The following is a 17,179-nucleotide window of genomic DNA, read 5'->3' on the forward strand; positions in this document are numbered from 1 at the left end:
TCATGACTGACTCTGGCGCATACGGCGCTGATATGCAGGGCGCTACTACCCCCGGCGCTCACACCGGTTCTGGCACCGGCATGCTCACCCCCGCCCAGTGGTGTGAGCACAATAGCTGGCAGCTGCCCAACGGCGTGCTCTTCTCGGCAGAAGCCGCCGCGAACGACCCCGCGCTGAAGCCTGCCGACTACCGCAGCGCCCTCGACATTGCCGAGATGCTCAACGGCGCCAACGGTAAGAAGCCGACCCCCGAGCAGGTCCGCATGATTGAGGCGGGACCCGCCCCGACCCTCGTCATTGCCGGTGCCGGTTCGGGTAAGACCGCGACCATGGTTGACCGCGTGATTTGGCTGGTCGATAACGGTTTTGTGCGCCCTGAAGAGGTGCTTGGCGTGACCTTCACCCGCAAGGCGGCAACCGAGTTGCGCAGCCGTATGCGCGCCGGCCTGAACACGCTGCGCCGTAGCCGCCGCGTCGCCCCGAGCGATGAGGAGCTACGCGAAGGCATCGCTGACCCGACCGTGCTCACCTACCACTCCTACGCGAATAACCTCGTCAAGGAGTACGGTCTGCGCCTGGGCGTGGAGCAGGACGCGCAGATGCTCGGTGATGCGCAGAAGTGGCAGCTTGCCGCGCAGATTGTGCAGTACTGGGAGGGGGAGCTTCCCCTCGATAAGGACGGCGTGCCGGTGTCTGCGGCGACCATGATTAACCAGATGCTGCAGCTTTCTGACGAGTGCGCGGAGCACCTGGTGGAGCCGCAACAGGTTATTGACTTCTGCACCGAGCAGTTGGCGGCGTACGCGGCGGTGCCCGAGCCTCGCCGTGAGACGAAGACTGAGAGAGACATTCAGAAGGTTCAGCGTCTGCTGCGTAACCGCCGAGTGTACGCGCGCATGGCGATGAGCTACGCCCGCGTGAAGGCGCGCATGCAGGTGCTGGATTTTGGTGACTTGATGCGTTTTGCCGCCCGTATTGCGGAGGCTGACCCGGCGATTCGCGAGGGTGAGCGTGCCCGTTTCAAGGTGGTTCTGCTGGATGAGTTCCAGGACACTTCGCACGCGCAGATGAGCTTGTTCTCCTCGATTTACGGTGCCGATGAGGCGGCGGGTATTCCGGCGCATCCGGTGATGGCTGTGGGTGACCCGAAGCAGTCGATTTACGGTTTCCGTGGTGCTTCGGACGGCCAGATGTTCAGCTTCTACCGTCATTTCCCGACCAAGCATGTGCGGCCGCTGTTCCTGTCCACTGCGTGGCGTAACGACATTTCGGTGCTGAACGCGGCGAACCACGTGGCGGAAAAGCTGAAGGAAGTTCCCGAGTGGGTGCGTGCCGCCGACGGCGATATTACCGCCGCTCAGGTTCCTGACCTGCGCCCGCGCTGCGCCCTGGTGGGGGAGCCTGGTTCGCCCGCCTTTGAGCAGGCTGCCGCGGGCATGGTGGGGCGCGTCGATTTGACGTACCACGACTCTGACCGCGAGGAGGCTGTGGCTATCGCCGAGCGTATTGCGGCGATGCGCACGCAGGCGGTGCGCGAGTATGAGCGCGCCTACGCGGCGCATCGTTCCGGTGATGGTTCGGTGCGTCCGCATCTGAAGATGCCTGAGATTGCGGTGCTGGCGCGTGTGCACGGTCAGCTGGACCCGATTCGTGTGGAGTGCGAGCGCCTGGGCATTCCGGTGCAGCAGGTGGGTTTGGGCGGTTTGCTTTCCCAGCCGGAGGTTGTGGATTTGGTGTCGGCGTTGCGTGTGCTGGCTGATCCGAACCGTTCGGATGCCCTGGCGCGCCTGCTGACGGGTGCGCGTTGGCGTTTGGGTGCGGCGGATATGTTGGCGCTGGGCGATTGGGCGCAGTCGCTGGTGCGTGAGCGTGAGCGTGCCCTGCGTGAGCAGATGGCGTTGCGTATGCTCGCCGAGGCTGAAGACGCCGACGACGCAGCCGCTATTAACCTGCAGGCGGAGCACCTGCGTGCCGCCCAGGAACGCCTGGACGAAACCCTCAAGGGCGCGGTGGAGGACTCCTCCGGCTACGCCTCCCTGATCGAGGCGGTGGAGAACCTGCCGCAGGACGGCGCGGACGGCGAACCCCTCTACGGTGAGCAGTACCGCGGCCGCCGTTTCTCCCCGGCGGCGCTGGAGCGTCTGCGTGCTTTTGCCGAGCAGATGCGCGTGCTGCGTGCCGGTTTGAGCGATGATTTGGGCACGCTACTGTACGAGATTGAGCGGACCATGCTGCTGGATATTGAGCTGGCGGTCCGCCCGGGTACCGACCCGCTGGGTTCGCGCGCGAACCTGGACGCTTTCCACGAGGTGGCCGCCGCCTACGGCATGTCGGCGCCGCGTATTAACGCGATGATTTACGCCGGCTCTGACGGCGTGAGCGCGGAGGAAGGCGACCCGGGTGCGCGCCGCTTCCTGCTGTCTTCGGGCGGCGTGAGCTACGTGATGGGCTTCCTCGCGTGGCTTGAGCGTGCCGATGACGAGGAGAAGGGCCTGGCGCTGGGCGCTGTGGAGCCTGACCCGAACGCGGTGCAGCTGATGACCATGCACGCCGCGAAGGGCCTTGAATGGGATCATGTGCTTCTGCCGGGCCTGTGCGGTAGCGCGACCGGCGGGCAGACCCCGAACCTGTGGCAGGTGTCGGCTAGCACGGCTCTGCCCTGGCCGCTGCGTGGCGACCGCGAGTACCTTCCGTCGATCCTTGAAACCCCGGAGGAGATTACCGCCTTCGAGAAGGCGAAGGACCTGGAAGACTACCTGGCCGAGCATAAGGACGATGCCGCCGAGCATGCCGGCATGGAGGACCGCCGCCTCATGTACGTGGCGATGACCCGTGCCCGTAACCTGCTGGCGTTGAGCGCCTACCGCTGGAAGAGCGCTGCCGCGCAACCTCTGCCGGTGCAGCCCTTCTGGGAGGAACTGATGGAGATGCTTTTCAAGTCGCTCTTTGACATGGGCACCCCCACGGTAGACGCGCCCTCTGTGCGTTTCGAAGAGACGATGGATACCCCCTGGGCGGCACCGCAGCTGGTGGGTATGGGCCTGTCGTACACGATGCCGAACCCTGCCGATAAGCGCAAGAAGGTGCACCTGAACCATGTGCGCCGCTGGGCTGAGCAGCTGGCTGAGTCGAAGTACCGCTTGGTGGAGCCGGTAACCCTGGTGCACGGTACGGTCGTGGATCCCTCGAACCTGCCGCCTGCCCCCGATGAGGAGGCACTGCTGGAAGAGCTGGAACTCTATCCCGTAGACGCTGACGAGCTCACTCCCGTACAGGCGGAGGCGCGCGCGAACGCCCAGGCAACCTACGCCGAGCAGGTGCAACGCTACGCATGGGCGCTGGTTGAGGCCATGGCTCCCGCCCTCGCGCAGGATTGGCAGCTGGCGGCTCCCTCCGTACGAGCACGCACGGTGGCGGAGAACTGTACCCGCCTGAACCTGCCGGTGCCCGAATGGATTATCGAAGCCACCGAGCGGGAGAAATGGCGTGAGACGCAACCGCCTGCGCCCGGTTTCTCGCCGACGGTGGCGGCGGCGCTGCCGATTGAGGTGCGCGGCCAGTTCGCCCAGAAGAACTACGAGGACAGGAACCCGAACCTGGGGGCGGTACTGACCGCCATGTGGCCTTTTGACCCGCTGGAGCGCCCCGTGATTTGGCGTTGGGCTTCTGACGATGCCCTCAACCGGGGCACGGAGGCGGTGCTTCGCCGCGGCCAGCATGAGCAGCTGGAGCGTGAGATTGCGATTAACTCCTCGAGCCGTCGCGAGGCGGTGGAGCGTGCCGCCCTGGCGGTGGAGCTCGCCGTCGGCGCGGGGGAGGATGACCTGCACCAGAGCGGGGATGTAGCGGGGGAGAGCGCAAGCCATCCTGCACCCGCCGTACCCGCTGCACACGGCGAGTCCGCCATTCCCGAATCCCTGCGTCAGCAGGCGGTGGACTGGGAACGCGAAGCCGACCTGCTGTTGCTCATGATGGGTCAGACCGACCCGGTGCTGAGCGATCAGCTGCCGGGGCACCTGTCCGCATCCACGTTCATTCGCCTGAGCGAGGACCCGCAGGGCACGGTGCATCAGCTGATGCGCCCGGTGCCTCAGCGTCCCTCGCGTGCGGCAACGATTGGTACGGCGGTGCACGCGCTAATTGAGGAGCACTTCGGGGTGGCGCCGAGCGCCGACCCGCTGGAGGCACCCGATGCGGAGGACACGGTGGGCGTTGACCTGCCTGGTTCCGCTGCCGCCTCAGCCGCCTCCACCTCCGCCGCGCCCGCTGAGCCTGCAGATCCCTCTGACCTGCAGGAACAGGACGAGTTCACCTTCGAGGACGACTTCGAGGAATCCGAGAGCGAACTGGACGCCTCCGTTCAGCGTCTCTGGGAGCGCTTCGCCACCAGCGAGTGGGGCAGCGATGAGTGGAAGGAGCGCATCTGGGCGGTCGAGTACCCGGTTGAAACCCATATCGAGGGCGTGAGCCTGCGCGGCCGTATCGACGCGGTGTTCCGTACCGAGGACGAGGACGGCGAACGCTGGGTGCTGGTGGATTGGAAGAGCGGTTCCCGCCCGAAGATGGCGACCATGCAGTCTCGACGCTTCCAGCTGGGCCTGTATCGTATCGCGTTCTCCCGCATTATGGGCGTGGACCCGGAGCGTATCAGCACCGTGTTCGTGTACCTGGGCGGCAAGGGCGTTGCGGAGGTGTGGGACCACCAGATCCGCGGCGGCCTGCCCACGGAGGCGCAGCTGGCGAAGGTGATCCGCGAGGCGCGCAAGGGCTAGGTAGCGGATCTCAACAGCGAATCTCCCAGCGCCGGGCGGGCGGCGCTCGCGTGCTAGCGCTTACTGTCACCGAATAGAGAAAAGCAGCTCACGTAGGCGTTGCGCCTCGTGAGCTGCTTTTCTGCGCGGACTTTTACGGTTAATGGCAGAGGACGCCTCTTCACCCCACTGCATTAGGGTGATGAGGCGTCCTCAGCCGCTGAAGAACTATAGAGGTACTTCGTGCCCTCGCACGCTCCGGGAAAGAATCGCGCCGAACGACTGCCGCTCTCGCGGCCTCACTCGCGCCGCCGGCGCCCCGTGGGGTTTGCGTGCGTCTTTACTCTCAAACACAACCTCGAAAGTAACTCTATAGATTTCTGCCATCGGTGATTGGTTGCGCGGTGCATGAATCCGGCTCGGGTCTGACATGACCGGTCAGGGTCCCGTCCAATCTGTCTCCCCACTTTATCGCTGCCACGATATCAGCGCTGGTCAGTGCGCTATGGGGAGTGTGTCCGCTGGTATTCTCGCGGCACAGCAAAAGTATTCCAGGAGTTTTTGAAAAAATCTACAGGGTAAGTTTTTACCCTAAAATGCACTATTTTGAGCATAGTTCAAGGTGAAGTTGAGACTGTGTGGACTCTTGGGGTCAAAAGTTGGTTCATGTGGGTTTGTGGCGTATTTGCACCCGGGAAATATTGTGAATGGCGCCTTTAGCGCACTTTCAAGTCTCAGCCTTAATCTGAGTCATTCATGCACAAAAATGCAAAACTGGTGCTCAAAAGGTGAGGGGAAACACTTAAAGAAATTTCGGCAAAAAGCCCGCTAAAGCCCCTCCACTAGCCCTTATAGGCATCATCCCGTCGGTTTGACAGACAGTCAGGAGAGCAGGTTTCACCGGGCGCGAGTCAGCGGATATACAACCCAGCGGATATACAACCCAGTAGATACAGTTCAGCCCCGCAGTGCAGTACTGCGGGGCTGAACTGAAAATCTAGCTGAACCGAAAACCTATGCGGTAAGTAGCAACCTAACAGCTACCCGACCCAATACCTACTCGGCGGGACCGACCAGCGGGCCGACCTCCTCCTGTCCGAGCAGTTCGCCGGAGGCACGCAGGTCGTCCTGAATGTCCAGGAGCATGGACACTGCGTGGGTTGCGCCGTCGCGGTCGCCCACCTCCACGGTGTGGGTGAGCCACTGGGCGATCGCGAACTCCGCGTAGAAGTTCGCGCGCTGCGCCAGGTAGGCGTCGGGCAGCTGAGGCATCTGCTGGCGGTACACCTCGATTGCCTCGTCGGTGAAGTCGATGTCCTGGCAGGAGTACAGCCACGCGAAGTCCTGCGCTGGGTCGCCCACGTGCACATCGGACCAGCCGGTGACCTCCACGATGCGCGCCTCCGTAGGAGTCACGTGCAGTACGAGGTTCTCTGCGCCCATGTCGCCGTGGACCACGCGCGGGCGGAACTGCCACATGGGTCCGGGGGAGAGCACAGCACGCCAGTGCGCGAGCAGGTCGGCGGGCACCTTACCGGTTGCGGCGGCACGCTCGAGCTCGGCGTTCTTGCGCAGGCGAATCTGCTCCGAAGAGTAGGAGGGCAGGTCGGCTTCGTAAATAATGTCTTCGGGCATCACGTGCAGGGTCGCAATGTCCTTGGCGATGATGGACGCCAGGGAGGGGCGGTTCGCCGCAACTTCGCGGCGGCTCAGCTCGGCGAGCTGGTCTACGTCGTAGATGGTGCCGGGGATGTGCGTGTACACGAACACGTTGCCGCCCGCGTAGGGTACGGTGCCGGCGACGGTGGGTACGGCGAAGGGCAGTCGGGCGCGCAGACCGGGGCTGAACGACTGCAAGATGAGGTGTTCAGCTTCGAGGCGCATGCTGGCGTCGGGGCGGCGCGGGGCGCAGACTCGCCAGCGGCGACCGGTGGAGTCGGCAATGATGGCCGAGTCGAAGTCGTCGCTGTCTTCGCGGACCGGTTCGGCGCCAACGGGGTAGATCCCGGGCACTCCGGCGGAGACGATGGCTGCTAGCTGAAGGGGAGATAAAGTCACGGGTTAAGGTTACCAAACCAATGTGTGCCGTTTAGTAGTTTTTGGGATCTTTATGCCAAGTGGTGAAGATACTTGTGGACAAGCCTAAACGTGCTCGCCTGCGCTGCCTGTTGAGCTTCTACTTGCCCACTCCAAAAGAGGGGGTCCTCACGCCCTGAACGAAAGCAACAGCTAAGAAGCCGCGGCGGGCCTAGAGAACACAGTCTGGGAGAATACAATGGAAGACCGGCTATCACCGCCTCGCGCACCCGCATACACACACGTCCGTATGCCCGCGCGAGCGCATGCCGCCTGCCCATACCGCCCGCCTTACTGATGGAGCATTATGACCGCCACACCTCAGCAGCCTCAGCATATGATCTCCGCAGACGATATCCTCGCCGGGCTTGACCCGGATCAGCGTGCGGTCGCCACCGAGCTGGACGGCCCCATGCGCGTGCTGGCGGGTGCCGGTACCGGTAAGACCCGCGCGATTACGCACCGCATCGCCTACGGTATTGCGATCGGTCGCTACCAGGGCCCGCGCGTACTCGCCCTGACCTTCACCCTGCGCGCGGCGGAGGAGATGCGTACCCGCCTGCACCAGCTGGGCGCGCACGGCGTGCAGGCGCGTACCTTCCACTCGGCGGCGCTGCGTCAGCTGGCGTATTTCTGGCCGCAGGTGGTGGGCGGTACGTTCCCGTCCATCGTGCAGAATAAGGCAGCACTCATTACGGAGGCGGCGAACCGTCTGCGCATCAGCACGGACCGTTCCCTGCTGCGTGATTTGGCGTCGCTGATTGAGTGGGCGAAGGTTCAGCTGCTCACCCCGGACACCATCATGCAGCGTCTGAGTGAGAAGCAACTGCCCTCGGCGATTACCCCGCAGAATATGCAGCGTATTTTCCAGGCGTATGAGGATTTGAAGGATGAGCGTAACCTCATCGACTTTGAGGACGTGCTGCTGCTGACCATCGCCATGCTGGAGGAGGACGAGAAGCTCGCGGCGACCGTCCGTAACCAGTACCGCCATTTTGTGGTGGACGAGTACCAGGACGTGTCCCCGTTGCAGCAGCGTCTGTTGGATGTGTGGCTGGGCGGCCGCGACGATATTTGCGTGGTGGGCGACGCCTCCCAGACGATTTACTCTTTTACCGGCGCGACCAGCCGTTACCTGCTGGATTTTGCGCGCCGGTACCGTGGCGCGCACACGGTGAAGCTGACCCGCGACTACCGTTCCCATTCGCAGGTGGTGGAGTTGGCGAACCGCCTGTTGGCGGCGCGCCGTCCGCATCCGGATTCGAGCCCGCATTCGTGGGCGCCGCCGCTGGAGCTGATGTCTCAGCGTGGCCCCGGCGTGGATGTGGAGTGGTTCGGCTACGCGGATGATGAGCAGGAGGCCGCCGGCATTGCCGAGGATATCCGCGACCTGATTGAGAAGGACGGCGTGCCGCCTTCGGAGATTGCGGTGCTGTTCCGCACGAACGCGCAGTCGGCGGCGATTGAGTCTGCGCTGGCTGCCGCCCACATTCCGTACCAGCTGCGCGGCGCGGAGCGTTTCTTTGAGCGCCCCGAGGTCAAGCAGGCGATGCTTGCCCTGCGCGGTTCGGCGAAGTCCACGGACGGTACCGAGGACGTCACCCGCTACACCCGCGATGTGCTCGGCGGCCTCGGCTATAAGGAGGAGGGCCCCCTTTCGGGAGGCGCCACCCGCCAGAAGTGGGAGTCCCTCGCCGCCCTGGTGCACATGGTGGACATGATGGCGCAGCACCGCCAAGAGCAGCTTCAGGAGCACCGCGCGAACCCGCGCCCGGGCGTGCCCGAGCCGCTACCTTTGACCATGCACGAGGTGGTGGCGACCCTGAACCACCGCAGCGAATTCAACGACGCACCGCAGGTCAACGGCGTAACCCTCGCCTCCCTGCACGCGGCTAAGGGCCTGGAGTGGGACGCCGTGTTCCTGTGCGGCCTGAACGAGGGCCTCATGCCCATTACTTTTGCGACCACCCCGGACGAGGTGGATGAGGAGCGCCGCCTGCTGTACGTGGGCATTACGCGCGCCCGCAAGTACCTGTGGCTGACCTGGACCATGACCCGCACCGTGGGTGGTCGCGGTCAGCGTAAGCGTTCGCGTTTCCTGGACGATATTGATCCGGCGAAGCGCCGCCGCAGGGCTGAGAGCGCCGGCTTCTCGTATAGCCAGGCTCGTTCGGCTCAGTCCCGTGCCGTACAGCCCCGCTCGGCGCAGGCTCGCCGTTCGTCGAAGGGAAGAGGAGACTATGGCTCAGCGTTTTAAGCGTGAGATTCTGCCCGCCACCGAGGACCGCCCGCAGATTGAGCTGGTCCGCTCGGCGCGCCGCACCCGCACCGTCAGCATGCAGCGCGACGGCGTGGATGAGCACGGCAACCCCGCCTACCGCCTGCTCATTCCCGCCGCGAGTACGAGCGAGGAGATTGACGAACATATTGCCCGCCTGCTGCCGCGCATTCAGCGTCGTGCCGCCCGCCGTGAGCGTGCCACGCAGCTGACGGTCACGGACGAGTACCTGCGCTCCCGCGCCCTGCACCTGGCGCAGAAGAACCTGCCGGAGCTGGTCGCCTCGGGCAGGCTCGAGAAGCTGTCGATTCGCTGGGTGAGCAACCAGCGTCAGCGCTGGGGCTCGGCAACCTACGCGAACACGCAGATCCGCATCTCCTCGGAGCTGCAGGGCGTGCTCGAGTACGTGCTGGATTCGGTGATTCACCACGAGCTCTGCCACCTGCTGCAGCCGAATCATTCGGCGGCGTTCCGTGCCCTGGAGGCGCGTTACCCGCAGCTGCTGCGGGCGCAGGCCTACCTGGAGGGGTACGCGCTGGGGCGCTCGCGTGCTGAAGGTGAACGTGCTGAGGGTGAGCGCGGCGAAAACAGCGCCCACTAAAATCCCGCTGGCTAAAGCGCTTCCTGAAAATCAAAGAATCAAAAACCAAACGAAACACTCCAATCGAACACTTGAGCGGGGGTGGCTTGTACATTCACAAGCCACCCCCGCTCGAGGTGTCAGCTATTTACTTTCGCCGCTTTACTTTTTGGGCTTTACTTTTCTTCGGGCGCGTCGCCGAAGCCGCCGTCCAGCAGCTTCTGCAGCTCCGAGTCGAAGTCCACGTCGTCCAGGCTGATTTCGTTCATGCGCGCATCGTATGCGGTGAAGTCTTCCAGCTCGGCGGGGGTGGGCAGAGTCTCCGGGGTGTCCCAGAGGCCGTCGCGTGCCTCAATGCCGTGGGATTCTTCGTACCAGCGCCAGAACTGCTGTGCCTCACGCACCAGGCGCGGGCGCAGTTCCAAGCCGACCAGGTTCTCGAAGACCTGCTCGCTGGGGCCGCCGTCAATGCGGCGGCGCGCCATGATTTCGGTCAGCTGCGGTGCCTTGGGCAGGTTGCGGGTTGCGTCCTCGGTTACGACGGATACCCAGCCTTCGATGAGGGCGAGCAGACCCTCCAGGCGCTGTACCGCCAGTTCCTGGTCTTCGGTGCGCTGGGGGCTGAACATGCCGCCTTCGAATGCTTCCTGCACGGCGTCGGGGTTGCTCATGTCCACCTGGGATGCGGCGTCCTGCATACGGTTCATGTCCACGCGGATGCCGCGGGCGTAGCGCGCCACGAGCTGGACCAGGTCTTCACGCAGCCAGGGGTTTGCCTTGTGCAGGCGGATCAGCGCGGATTCACGCACGGCAAGGTAGAGCAGGACCTCCTGCGGGGGAACCTCGATACTGTCGGCGAGCTGCTGGTAGCCGTTGGGCAACAGCGCGGAGGAGCCCGGCGCGAGGGGGAAGCCCACGTCGGTGGATGAGTACACTTCACCGGCAAGCTGAGCGAGCGCCTGAGCCATCTGCGCACCAAAAATCACGGAACCAATGTTGTTCAAGAAACCGCTGTTGAGAATCTGCGAGATCTCTTCGGGTACGTCCTCGGGAGCGCCGGGCATGACCATGGACTGGGTGACTTCGGCTGCGACCGGCTCGACCATTTCGCGCCAGGAGTCGAAGGAATGCTCAACCCATTCCGCCTTGGACCATGCCTGTACCGGGTGGTTGTGGCGTTCAATGGTGGTTACCGCGTCCAGCCAGAGGTCGGCGAGGTTCGCCGCGTCTTCTACGGCACGCTTGAGGTTTTCGGGTACGGAGGGGTCTTCGCCCATGGATGCGAGCATCTGGCGGGTCTGGTTCTTTACGTTATCCCAGTTCACGCCGCTGGGGCTGTCGGATGCACCCGCGCCGGAGAACATTGCCTGTACCTGCGCGAACATGCTCTGCATCATGGCGGGGTCGAAGCTCATGCCCATGTTCTTCAGGTCTTCGGGGTCGATGCTGATGCCGAAGGGGTTCTGGCCGCCTTCGCCGAAGAGCGCGCCGAAGGGGTTCTGCGCGTTGGAGGAGGCGCCCTTGCCGCCCTGGCCAGTTGCCCCTGCGGAGGGGTCGAAGCCCTGCTCCTGCATCTTCTTAATGAATTCTTCGAGGGGGTCGCGCTCGTTGGAGGCGCCGCCGGTGGGGTTCTCAGACATGTGAAGCCTTTCGTAATCCGGGGGTGGGCGTAGCTGGCCCGCTCGCTGTCCAGCCTACCGATTTTTGCTGAGAATTTCCCGCGCCACCGCTGTGGATGCGGCTTAATCAGCTGAGGGCTCACAAGCTTGTCTTTGGGGTCGGGTTTTGGGAGCTTTTTCGTGCCGCCGTAACCTCGGGGTGCTGACAAAGCGCGGCGGGGGCAAGAGCGTGAACGCCTCCTGGTTGCTCTATTTTTAGCGGGGTGACGGTGCCCGCGCGCGTGTTGAAAAGCAGGTTTATCCGGTACTGTAGAAACCATGACTAAGTCCACCCCTGATGCTGAGCAGCAGCCGAACGCCGCCTCCGCGAGCGTGAAGAGTAATGAGAAGGCGGCTAAGCGCCGTTCGCGTTTTGCGCCGCGCCGCGTGAACTTGCGTTCGGTGAGCGCTGTGGCGACGTGTGCCCTGCTGGCTGGTGCTTTTGTTCTGCCCAGTTCCTATGTGAAGGAGGGCCCCGGCCCGCTCTTTGACGTGCTCGGAACCTATCAGGAGAAGGACGTCATTGAGGTCTCGGGTGCGCCGAGCTATAAGACGTTCGGCAAGATGAACATGACCACGGTGTCGGTTTCGGGTGGTCCCTACACTGAGCTGTCTGGAGCGGAGGCGTTCTACGGCTGGTTGGCGTTTGACGGTAACCGCAGCCTCGTGGTGCCGACCGATGCCCTGTACCCGCACGTGAGCCATGAGCAGGCGACGGCGGCGACCGGCGCGCAGATGGCTGATTCGCAGACTCAGGCGAAGGTCGCGGCGATGCGTCAGCTGAAGATGCCGGTGACTGAGAAGGTTCAGGTGCTTTCCACGGTGGAGGGTTCCCCGGCGGCGAGCGCTCTGAAGGCTGATGACCGCATCGTGAAGGTGGGGGAGAAGCAGATTGAGACCCTCACCGATGTTCCGAAGGCGGTAAACGCCTCGAACGGTTCGCCGATTGATGTGACCGTGGAACGTGGCGGCAAGCAGCAGACCTTTAAGCTGACCCCGGTTCGTGCCAGTGACGATAGCCGCTGGATTCTGGGTGCCGGTTTGAAGCAGAGCTACGACCTGCCGGCACACGTGCAGTACAACCTGGACGGTGTGGGCGGCCCGAGCGCGGGCCTGATGTTGGCGCTTGGCACGGTCGATAAGCTCAGCGAGGGTACTCTGCTCGCCGATGAGGATGCCGGAGGCGACCCGTACCGCAGTTACATTTCGGGTACCGGCACGATTGATGCGAACGGTAAGGTCGGCGCAATTGGCGGCATCAAGTACAAGATTTTGGCGACGGGCCGTTACGGTGCGCGCTACTTCTTGGCGCCTAAGGAGAACTGCGATTCGATCGTGAAGATGCAGGCGCAGGACCCCGACCTGTTCAACTACTATCACGCCGGTCAGGTGCGCGGCACGATGGTGGTTGTGCCGGTGTCGACCCTGGATGAGGCGGTGAAGACGGTGGAGGCGATTAAATCCGGCACCCCGGATGATTCTCTACCCCGCTGCGGTTCCTAACATAACGTTTCTCTCCGCAAGGTTCTCACCCGTATAACGTAGAAGTCAGCCCCGGTACTTTACGGTATCGGGGCTGTTCTGCACCCTCCCTACCTCTTTTATCTGCCGTATTTCGCCCCGAGCTTCTACGAGGTTCTGCCCTTCTGCGTTACCTCTGAGATACTTAAAGGCAGTTATTTTCTCTGAACGTATGATGAGCGAGGAATTGTGTCTGAGTCGACCAATAACACCGCGCATCCCAAGCCGAAGAAGTCAACGCCTAAGCGTCGTAGCCCCCTGCGGGTGACGATTGCTGTGGTGGCGGTGCTCATTGCTGCTTTTGTGGGTGCGTCCCAGGTGTACACGGACTGGCTGTGGTTTGATCAGCTGGGTTATAGCACCGTGTTCACTACCCAGATTTTGTTGAAGGCAGCCGTGTTTGTGGTGGCTGCCGTGGTGATTGCTGTGCCGCTGTGGGCTTCGATGTCCTACGCGGTCCGTCATGCTGATGTGGCGCCGGCGTCCGAGAAGAAGCCGCAGGAGGCGCCGAACCCGAATCAGAGCGTGCCGACGAGCGGTACGGATGCTGCCGAGCAGATGCTGCGTGATGTGTTTGGTCAGCAGCGTGCTGAGGAGAGCATGCGTCGCTACCACGAGAGCGTGGATAAGGCACGTAAGGTTCTGCTGATTGTGGTTCCGCTGCTGTTGGGTCTGTTCATTGCTTCAGCGACGATGACTCAGTGGAGCACCGTCGCGCTGTTCTTCAACCAGCAGTCCTTCGGTAAGACTGACCCGGAGTTTGGCCTGGATTACGGCTTCTTCCTGTTTGCGTTGCCGTTCTTCCGCATGGTGGTGACTCTGGTGACCTCAGCTGTGGTGCTGTCGGCGCTCGCGGGCCTGTTCATGCACTACTTCTACGGCGGTATTAAGGTGCAGCCCGGTGGTGTGAGTACCACGTCGGCATTCCGCCGTCACGCTGCGATTGTGGTGGCTGTGTTTTTGCTGACTCGTGCGGTGAGCTTCTGGTTGGACCGCTATTCGTCGACTCAGCAGCAGGTGGGCCGTTGGGCTGGCGCGATGTACACGGATGTGAACTCGTCGATTCCGGTGAACGCTATTTTGGCGATTTCTGCTTTGCTGGTGGCGATCATGTTTATGGTGGCTGCTTCGATGAATCGTTGGCGTCTGCCGCTGATTAGCACCGCGATGCTGGTGATTGTTGCTGTGGTTGCTGGCGGCCTGTACCCGTGGATTGTTCAGCGTTTCCAGGTTGTTCCGAATGAGCAGGGCGCTCAGTCGAAGTTCATTCAGCGCAATATTGATGCGACCCGTTACGCGTACGGTCTGGACAAGATTGAGACCACTCCGTATGACGCGACGATTGATACCCGTGCCGGTGCGTTGAGCTCTTCGAGCGCGACCATTGCGAATATCCGTCTGTTGGATCCGAATGTTGTGTCCTCGGCGTTTGCGCAGATGCAGCAGTTCCGCCCGTACTACCGTTTTGATTCGCAGCTGTCGGTGGACCGCTACGCGGTGGGTAACACCACGCAGGATACGGTGTTGGCGGCTCGTGAGCTGAACCCGGCGCAGACGAGCGGCGATTCCTGGTATAACCGCCACGTGGTGTACACGCACGGTTACGGCGTGATTGCCGCGTACGGTAACCAGGTGGATTCTGCGGGTAACCCGAAGTTCTTGCAGTCCGGTATTAAGGCGACCGGTACCCTGAGCGAGGATTACGAGCCGCGTATTTACTTTGGCACGAGCTCGCCGGAGTATTCGATTGTGGGCGGTAAGGGCGACACCCTGGAGCTGGACCGTCCGCTTTCTGCTGACGAAACCAACGCCTCCGATGCGAAGTACACCTTCACCGGTTACGGTGGTCCTCGCGTTGATTCGCTGCTGGCTCGCCTGTCCTATGCGATTAAGTTCCAGTCCTCTGACATTCTGCTTTCGGATGCGGTGCGTGAGGGTTCGCAGATTCTGTACGAACGCAACCCGCTGGACCGCGTGCGCAAGGTGGCCCCGTACCTGACGGTGGATTCCAAGCCGTACCCGGCGATCGTGAATAACCGCGTGCAGTGGATCGTGGACGCCTACACGACGAGCGACCAGTTCCCCTACGCGCAGGGTAGCTCCCAGGATGCGGCAACCGCTGCGGGCGCTCAGCGTTCTAACTCGGTGAACTACATCCGTAACTCGGTGAAGGCTACCGTGGACGCGTATGACGGTTCGGTGACCCTGTACGCGTGGGATGAGGAGGATCCGGTGCTGAAGGCGTGGCAGGGTGTTTTCCCTGGCACGGTGAAGAGCTACCGTGAGATGAACGCTTCGCTGATGAGCCACGTGCGTTACCCGACTGACATGTTCAATATTCAGCGCACCATGCTGAATAAGTACCACGTGACGAACGCGAATAGCTTCTATGCCGGTGACGATGTCTGGTCGATTCCGAACGACCCGACCAATGATCGTAACCAGCCGATTTCGCCCTACTACCTGTCCCTGCAGATGCCCGGCGATTCGCGCGCGCACTTCTCGCTGACGACGACGTTCATTCCGCAGCAGAGCGATTCGAACTCTCGTAACGTGATGTACGGCTTCCTTGCCGCTAATGGTGATGCCGGTACCGGTAAGGACGGCGAGCGTAGTGCTGATTACGGCAAGCTGCGTCTGCTGGAGTTGCCGCGTTCTTCGGTGGTTCCCGGTCCGGGCCAGGCTCAGAACATTTTCAACTCTGATGCTGAGGTGTCGAACCAGCTGAACCTGCTACGCCGCGGTTCGTCTGAGGTTATTAACGGCAATATGCTGACTCTGCCGGTGGGCGGCGGCATGCTGTACGTTCAGCCAGTGTATGTGCAGTCGAGCGGTGACGCTAAGTATCCGCGTCTGCAGCGTGTGCTGGTGAGCTTCGGCGATAAGGTTGGTTTCGCTCCGACTCTGGAGGAGGCGCTGAACCAGGTGTTTGGTGGCTCTTCGGGCGCGAAGCTGGACGGCTCGGCGGCGGCTAGCCCGTCTGCGTCTGCCTCTGGCTCCTCGGGTACTTCGGGCGCTTCGACCGGCGGTTCGTCGGTTTCGCAGTCTTCGGAGCTGAAGCAGGCTCTGACGGATGCCTCGAAGGCGATGACCGATGCTGATGCGGCAATGAAGAAGGGCGACTGGGCTGCCTACGGTGAGGCTCAGAAGCGTCTGGAAGCAGCCGTGAAGAAGGCTCTGGAGGCTGAGGAGGCGCAGAGCGCGGCTTCCGCTAAGGCTTCGGCAGCGCCCAGTGCCTCTGCGGCTCCGAGCGCCTCTGCAGCTCCCAGTGCCGCGGCTTCTGCAAGCGCCCCCGCAAGCGCGAAGCCCAGCGCCAGCGCCTCGGCTTCTCGCTAAGACTAAGAGGCTAAGCCTAAGAGACAGCGGGGGAGTAGCCCATACCGGATGCTCACGGGTCTAGCGTCCTCGCTCTAGATCCGGGGCCTGCACTGGATACGGCTCCTACCGACTAGCTCTAGCGGTCTCTGCGGGAACATCTCTGCGGGAACGGGGTGGAAGTGATTCACTTCCACCCCGTTCCTGTATGTTCTACCCCTGGCACTGCCCCGTAGCCCCTATTCCTACCCAACTGCTTTCTACCCAACTGCTTTCTACCCAACAGCCCCTATTTTTGTGTGCTTGGTTACAAATCGCGTTTTTGGCTTGCATGCCCGGTTTGGGGTCTGTATAGTTGTATGAGTCGCCGCGGGGTGGAGCAGTTCGGTAGCTCGCCGGGCTCATAACCCGGAGGTCGCAGGTTCAAATCCTGTCCCCGCAACCAGAAAAACCCGGTATCTCAACGAAAAGTCGCTGAGATACCGGGTTTTGTTTTGCCCTGACGAGACCGAATCCCTATGTTATTCCCTACCTTTCAGCCAAACTCAGGCCCGTCGTCGAGGTGGGGGGAGGGGGGACTATCACCCAACATCGAGGACTATCATCCAACGCCCCTTCGGGGCGTATGACTATCTTCGCTCGTGCATGATCTCGTGGGAGGGAGGTTGCAGAGGAGGATTTTCACCGCCTAATCGGCGTTGATACCGGCTGTTTACCGCCTGAAAATGCAAAAGCGGTATAGCATTTTCCCTCGTATCTCAACCGAATCCCAACCCTTTACCGCCTTCACCGCCTAAAACCGAAAACTTTTATATATACACACGCATATGTAGGAAGATGAACACTCGCGTGTACACTTTTTAGAAATTAGGCGGTAGAGGCGGCAACACACCATGTTTTGACTGATATACCAACGTTTTCGATATACCGCTTAGCCTCAAACAGGCGGTAACTAAGCGGTGAAAGAGTAGCGTCCCGCATAGTGGTGTAACCGTGGGTG

Annotated in this window: 7 protein-coding genes and 1 tRNA gene; 6 read left to right on the forward strand and 2 right to left on the reverse strand. The window is 62.2% G+C overall.

Translation table 11 applies throughout. The annotated features are described in order from the left end of the window. Positions 1–2 precede the first annotated feature (2 nt). Positions 3–4,772, forward strand: coding sequence for an ATP-dependent DNA helicase (locus tag HMPREF2999_RS03815; protein WP_070675724.1), 4,770 nt, complete (start codon positions 3–5; stop codon positions 4,770–4,772). A gap of 1,035 nt (positions 4,773–5,807) precedes the next feature. Here the strand turns inward: HMPREF2999_RS03815 and HMPREF2999_RS03820 are convergent. Further along, on the reverse strand, positions 5,808–6,809 hold the full coding sequence (locus tag HMPREF2999_RS03820) for a phosphotransferase (RefSeq protein ID WP_070629867.1): 1,002 nt from the start codon (positions 6,807–6,809) through the stop codon (positions 5,808–5,810). A gap of 325 nt (positions 6,810–7,134) precedes the next feature. Here HMPREF2999_RS03820 and HMPREF2999_RS03825 point away from each other — a divergent pair, with 325 nt between their 5' ends. Both HMPREF2999_RS03825 and HMPREF2999_RS03830 read left to right on the forward strand, forming a co-directional pair. Beyond that, complete coding sequence (locus tag HMPREF2999_RS03825; protein WP_070675723.1) at positions 7,135–9,084, forward strand: ATP-dependent helicase; 1,950 nt, start codon at positions 7,135–7,137, stop codon at positions 9,082–9,084. Next, positions 9,068–9,706 carry a M48 metallopeptidase family protein gene (locus HMPREF2999_RS03830; RefSeq protein ID WP_070675722.1) on the forward strand — a complete coding sequence of 213 codons (639 nt, stop codon included), beginning with the start codon at positions 9,068–9,070 and terminating at the stop codon, positions 9,704–9,706. The genes HMPREF2999_RS03825 and HMPREF2999_RS03830 overlap by 17 nt, the downstream gene beginning before the upstream one ends. Before the next feature lie 155 nt (positions 9,707–9,861). Here the strand turns inward: HMPREF2999_RS03830 and HMPREF2999_RS03835 are convergent, their stop codons facing one another. After that, positions 9,862–11,325, reverse strand: coding sequence for a zinc-dependent metalloprotease (locus HMPREF2999_RS03835; RefSeq protein WP_070675720.1), 1,464 nt, complete (start codon positions 11,323–11,325; stop codon positions 9,862–9,864). Between the two features lie 297 nt (positions 11,326–11,622). On the opposite strand from HMPREF2999_RS03835, the gene HMPREF2999_RS03840 reads away from it, so the two are divergent. The 3 genes from HMPREF2999_RS03840 to HMPREF2999_RS03850 all read left to right on the forward strand — a co-directional run bounded on the left by HMPREF2999_RS03840 (position 11,623) and on the right by HMPREF2999_RS03850 (position 16,624). Next, the gene (locus tag HMPREF2999_RS03840) at positions 11,623–12,846 is read left to right on the forward strand and encodes a YlbL family protein (protein WP_070675719.1); all 1,224 of its coding nucleotides are present in this window, start codon (positions 11,623–11,625) and stop codon (positions 12,844–12,846) included. A 207-nt stretch (positions 12,847–13,053) separates the two neighbouring features. Then, positions 13,054–16,200 (forward strand): UPF0182 family membrane protein, encoded by a 3,147-nt coding sequence (locus HMPREF2999_RS03845; RefSeq protein ID WP_070675717.1) that lies wholly within the window; start codon positions 13,054–13,056, stop codon positions 16,198–16,200. 347 nt (positions 16,201–16,547) lie between these two features. Then, positions 16,548–16,624 (forward strand) — tRNA-Met (locus tag HMPREF2999_RS03850). Positions 16,625–17,179 lie beyond the last annotated feature (555 nt).

The organism is Rothia sp. HMSC066H02 (assembly GCF_001814995.1).
GTDB lineage: Bacteria > Actinomycetota > Actinomycetes > Actinomycetales > Micrococcaceae > Rothia > Rothia mucilaginosa.

Coding starts and splice junctions, on each gene's coding strand:
- HMPREF2999_RS03815 (WP_070675724.1), top strand. CDS start 3: ATGACTGACTCTGGCGCATACGGCGCTGATATGCAGGGCGCTACTACC.
- HMPREF2999_RS03825 (WP_070675723.1), top strand. CDS start 7,135: ATGACCGCCACACCTCAGCAGCCTCAGCATATGATCTCCGCAGACGAT.
- HMPREF2999_RS03830 (WP_070675722.1), top strand. CDS start 9,068: ATGGCTCAGCGTTTTAAGCGTGAGATTCTGCCCGCCACCGAGGACCGC.
- HMPREF2999_RS03835 (WP_070675720.1), bottom strand. CDS start 11,325: ATGTCTGAGAACCCCACCGGCGGCGCCTCCAACGAGCGCGACCCCCTC.
- HMPREF2999_RS03840 (WP_070675719.1), top strand. CDS start 11,623: ATGACTAAGTCCACCCCTGATGCTGAGCAGCAGCCGAACGCCGCCTCC.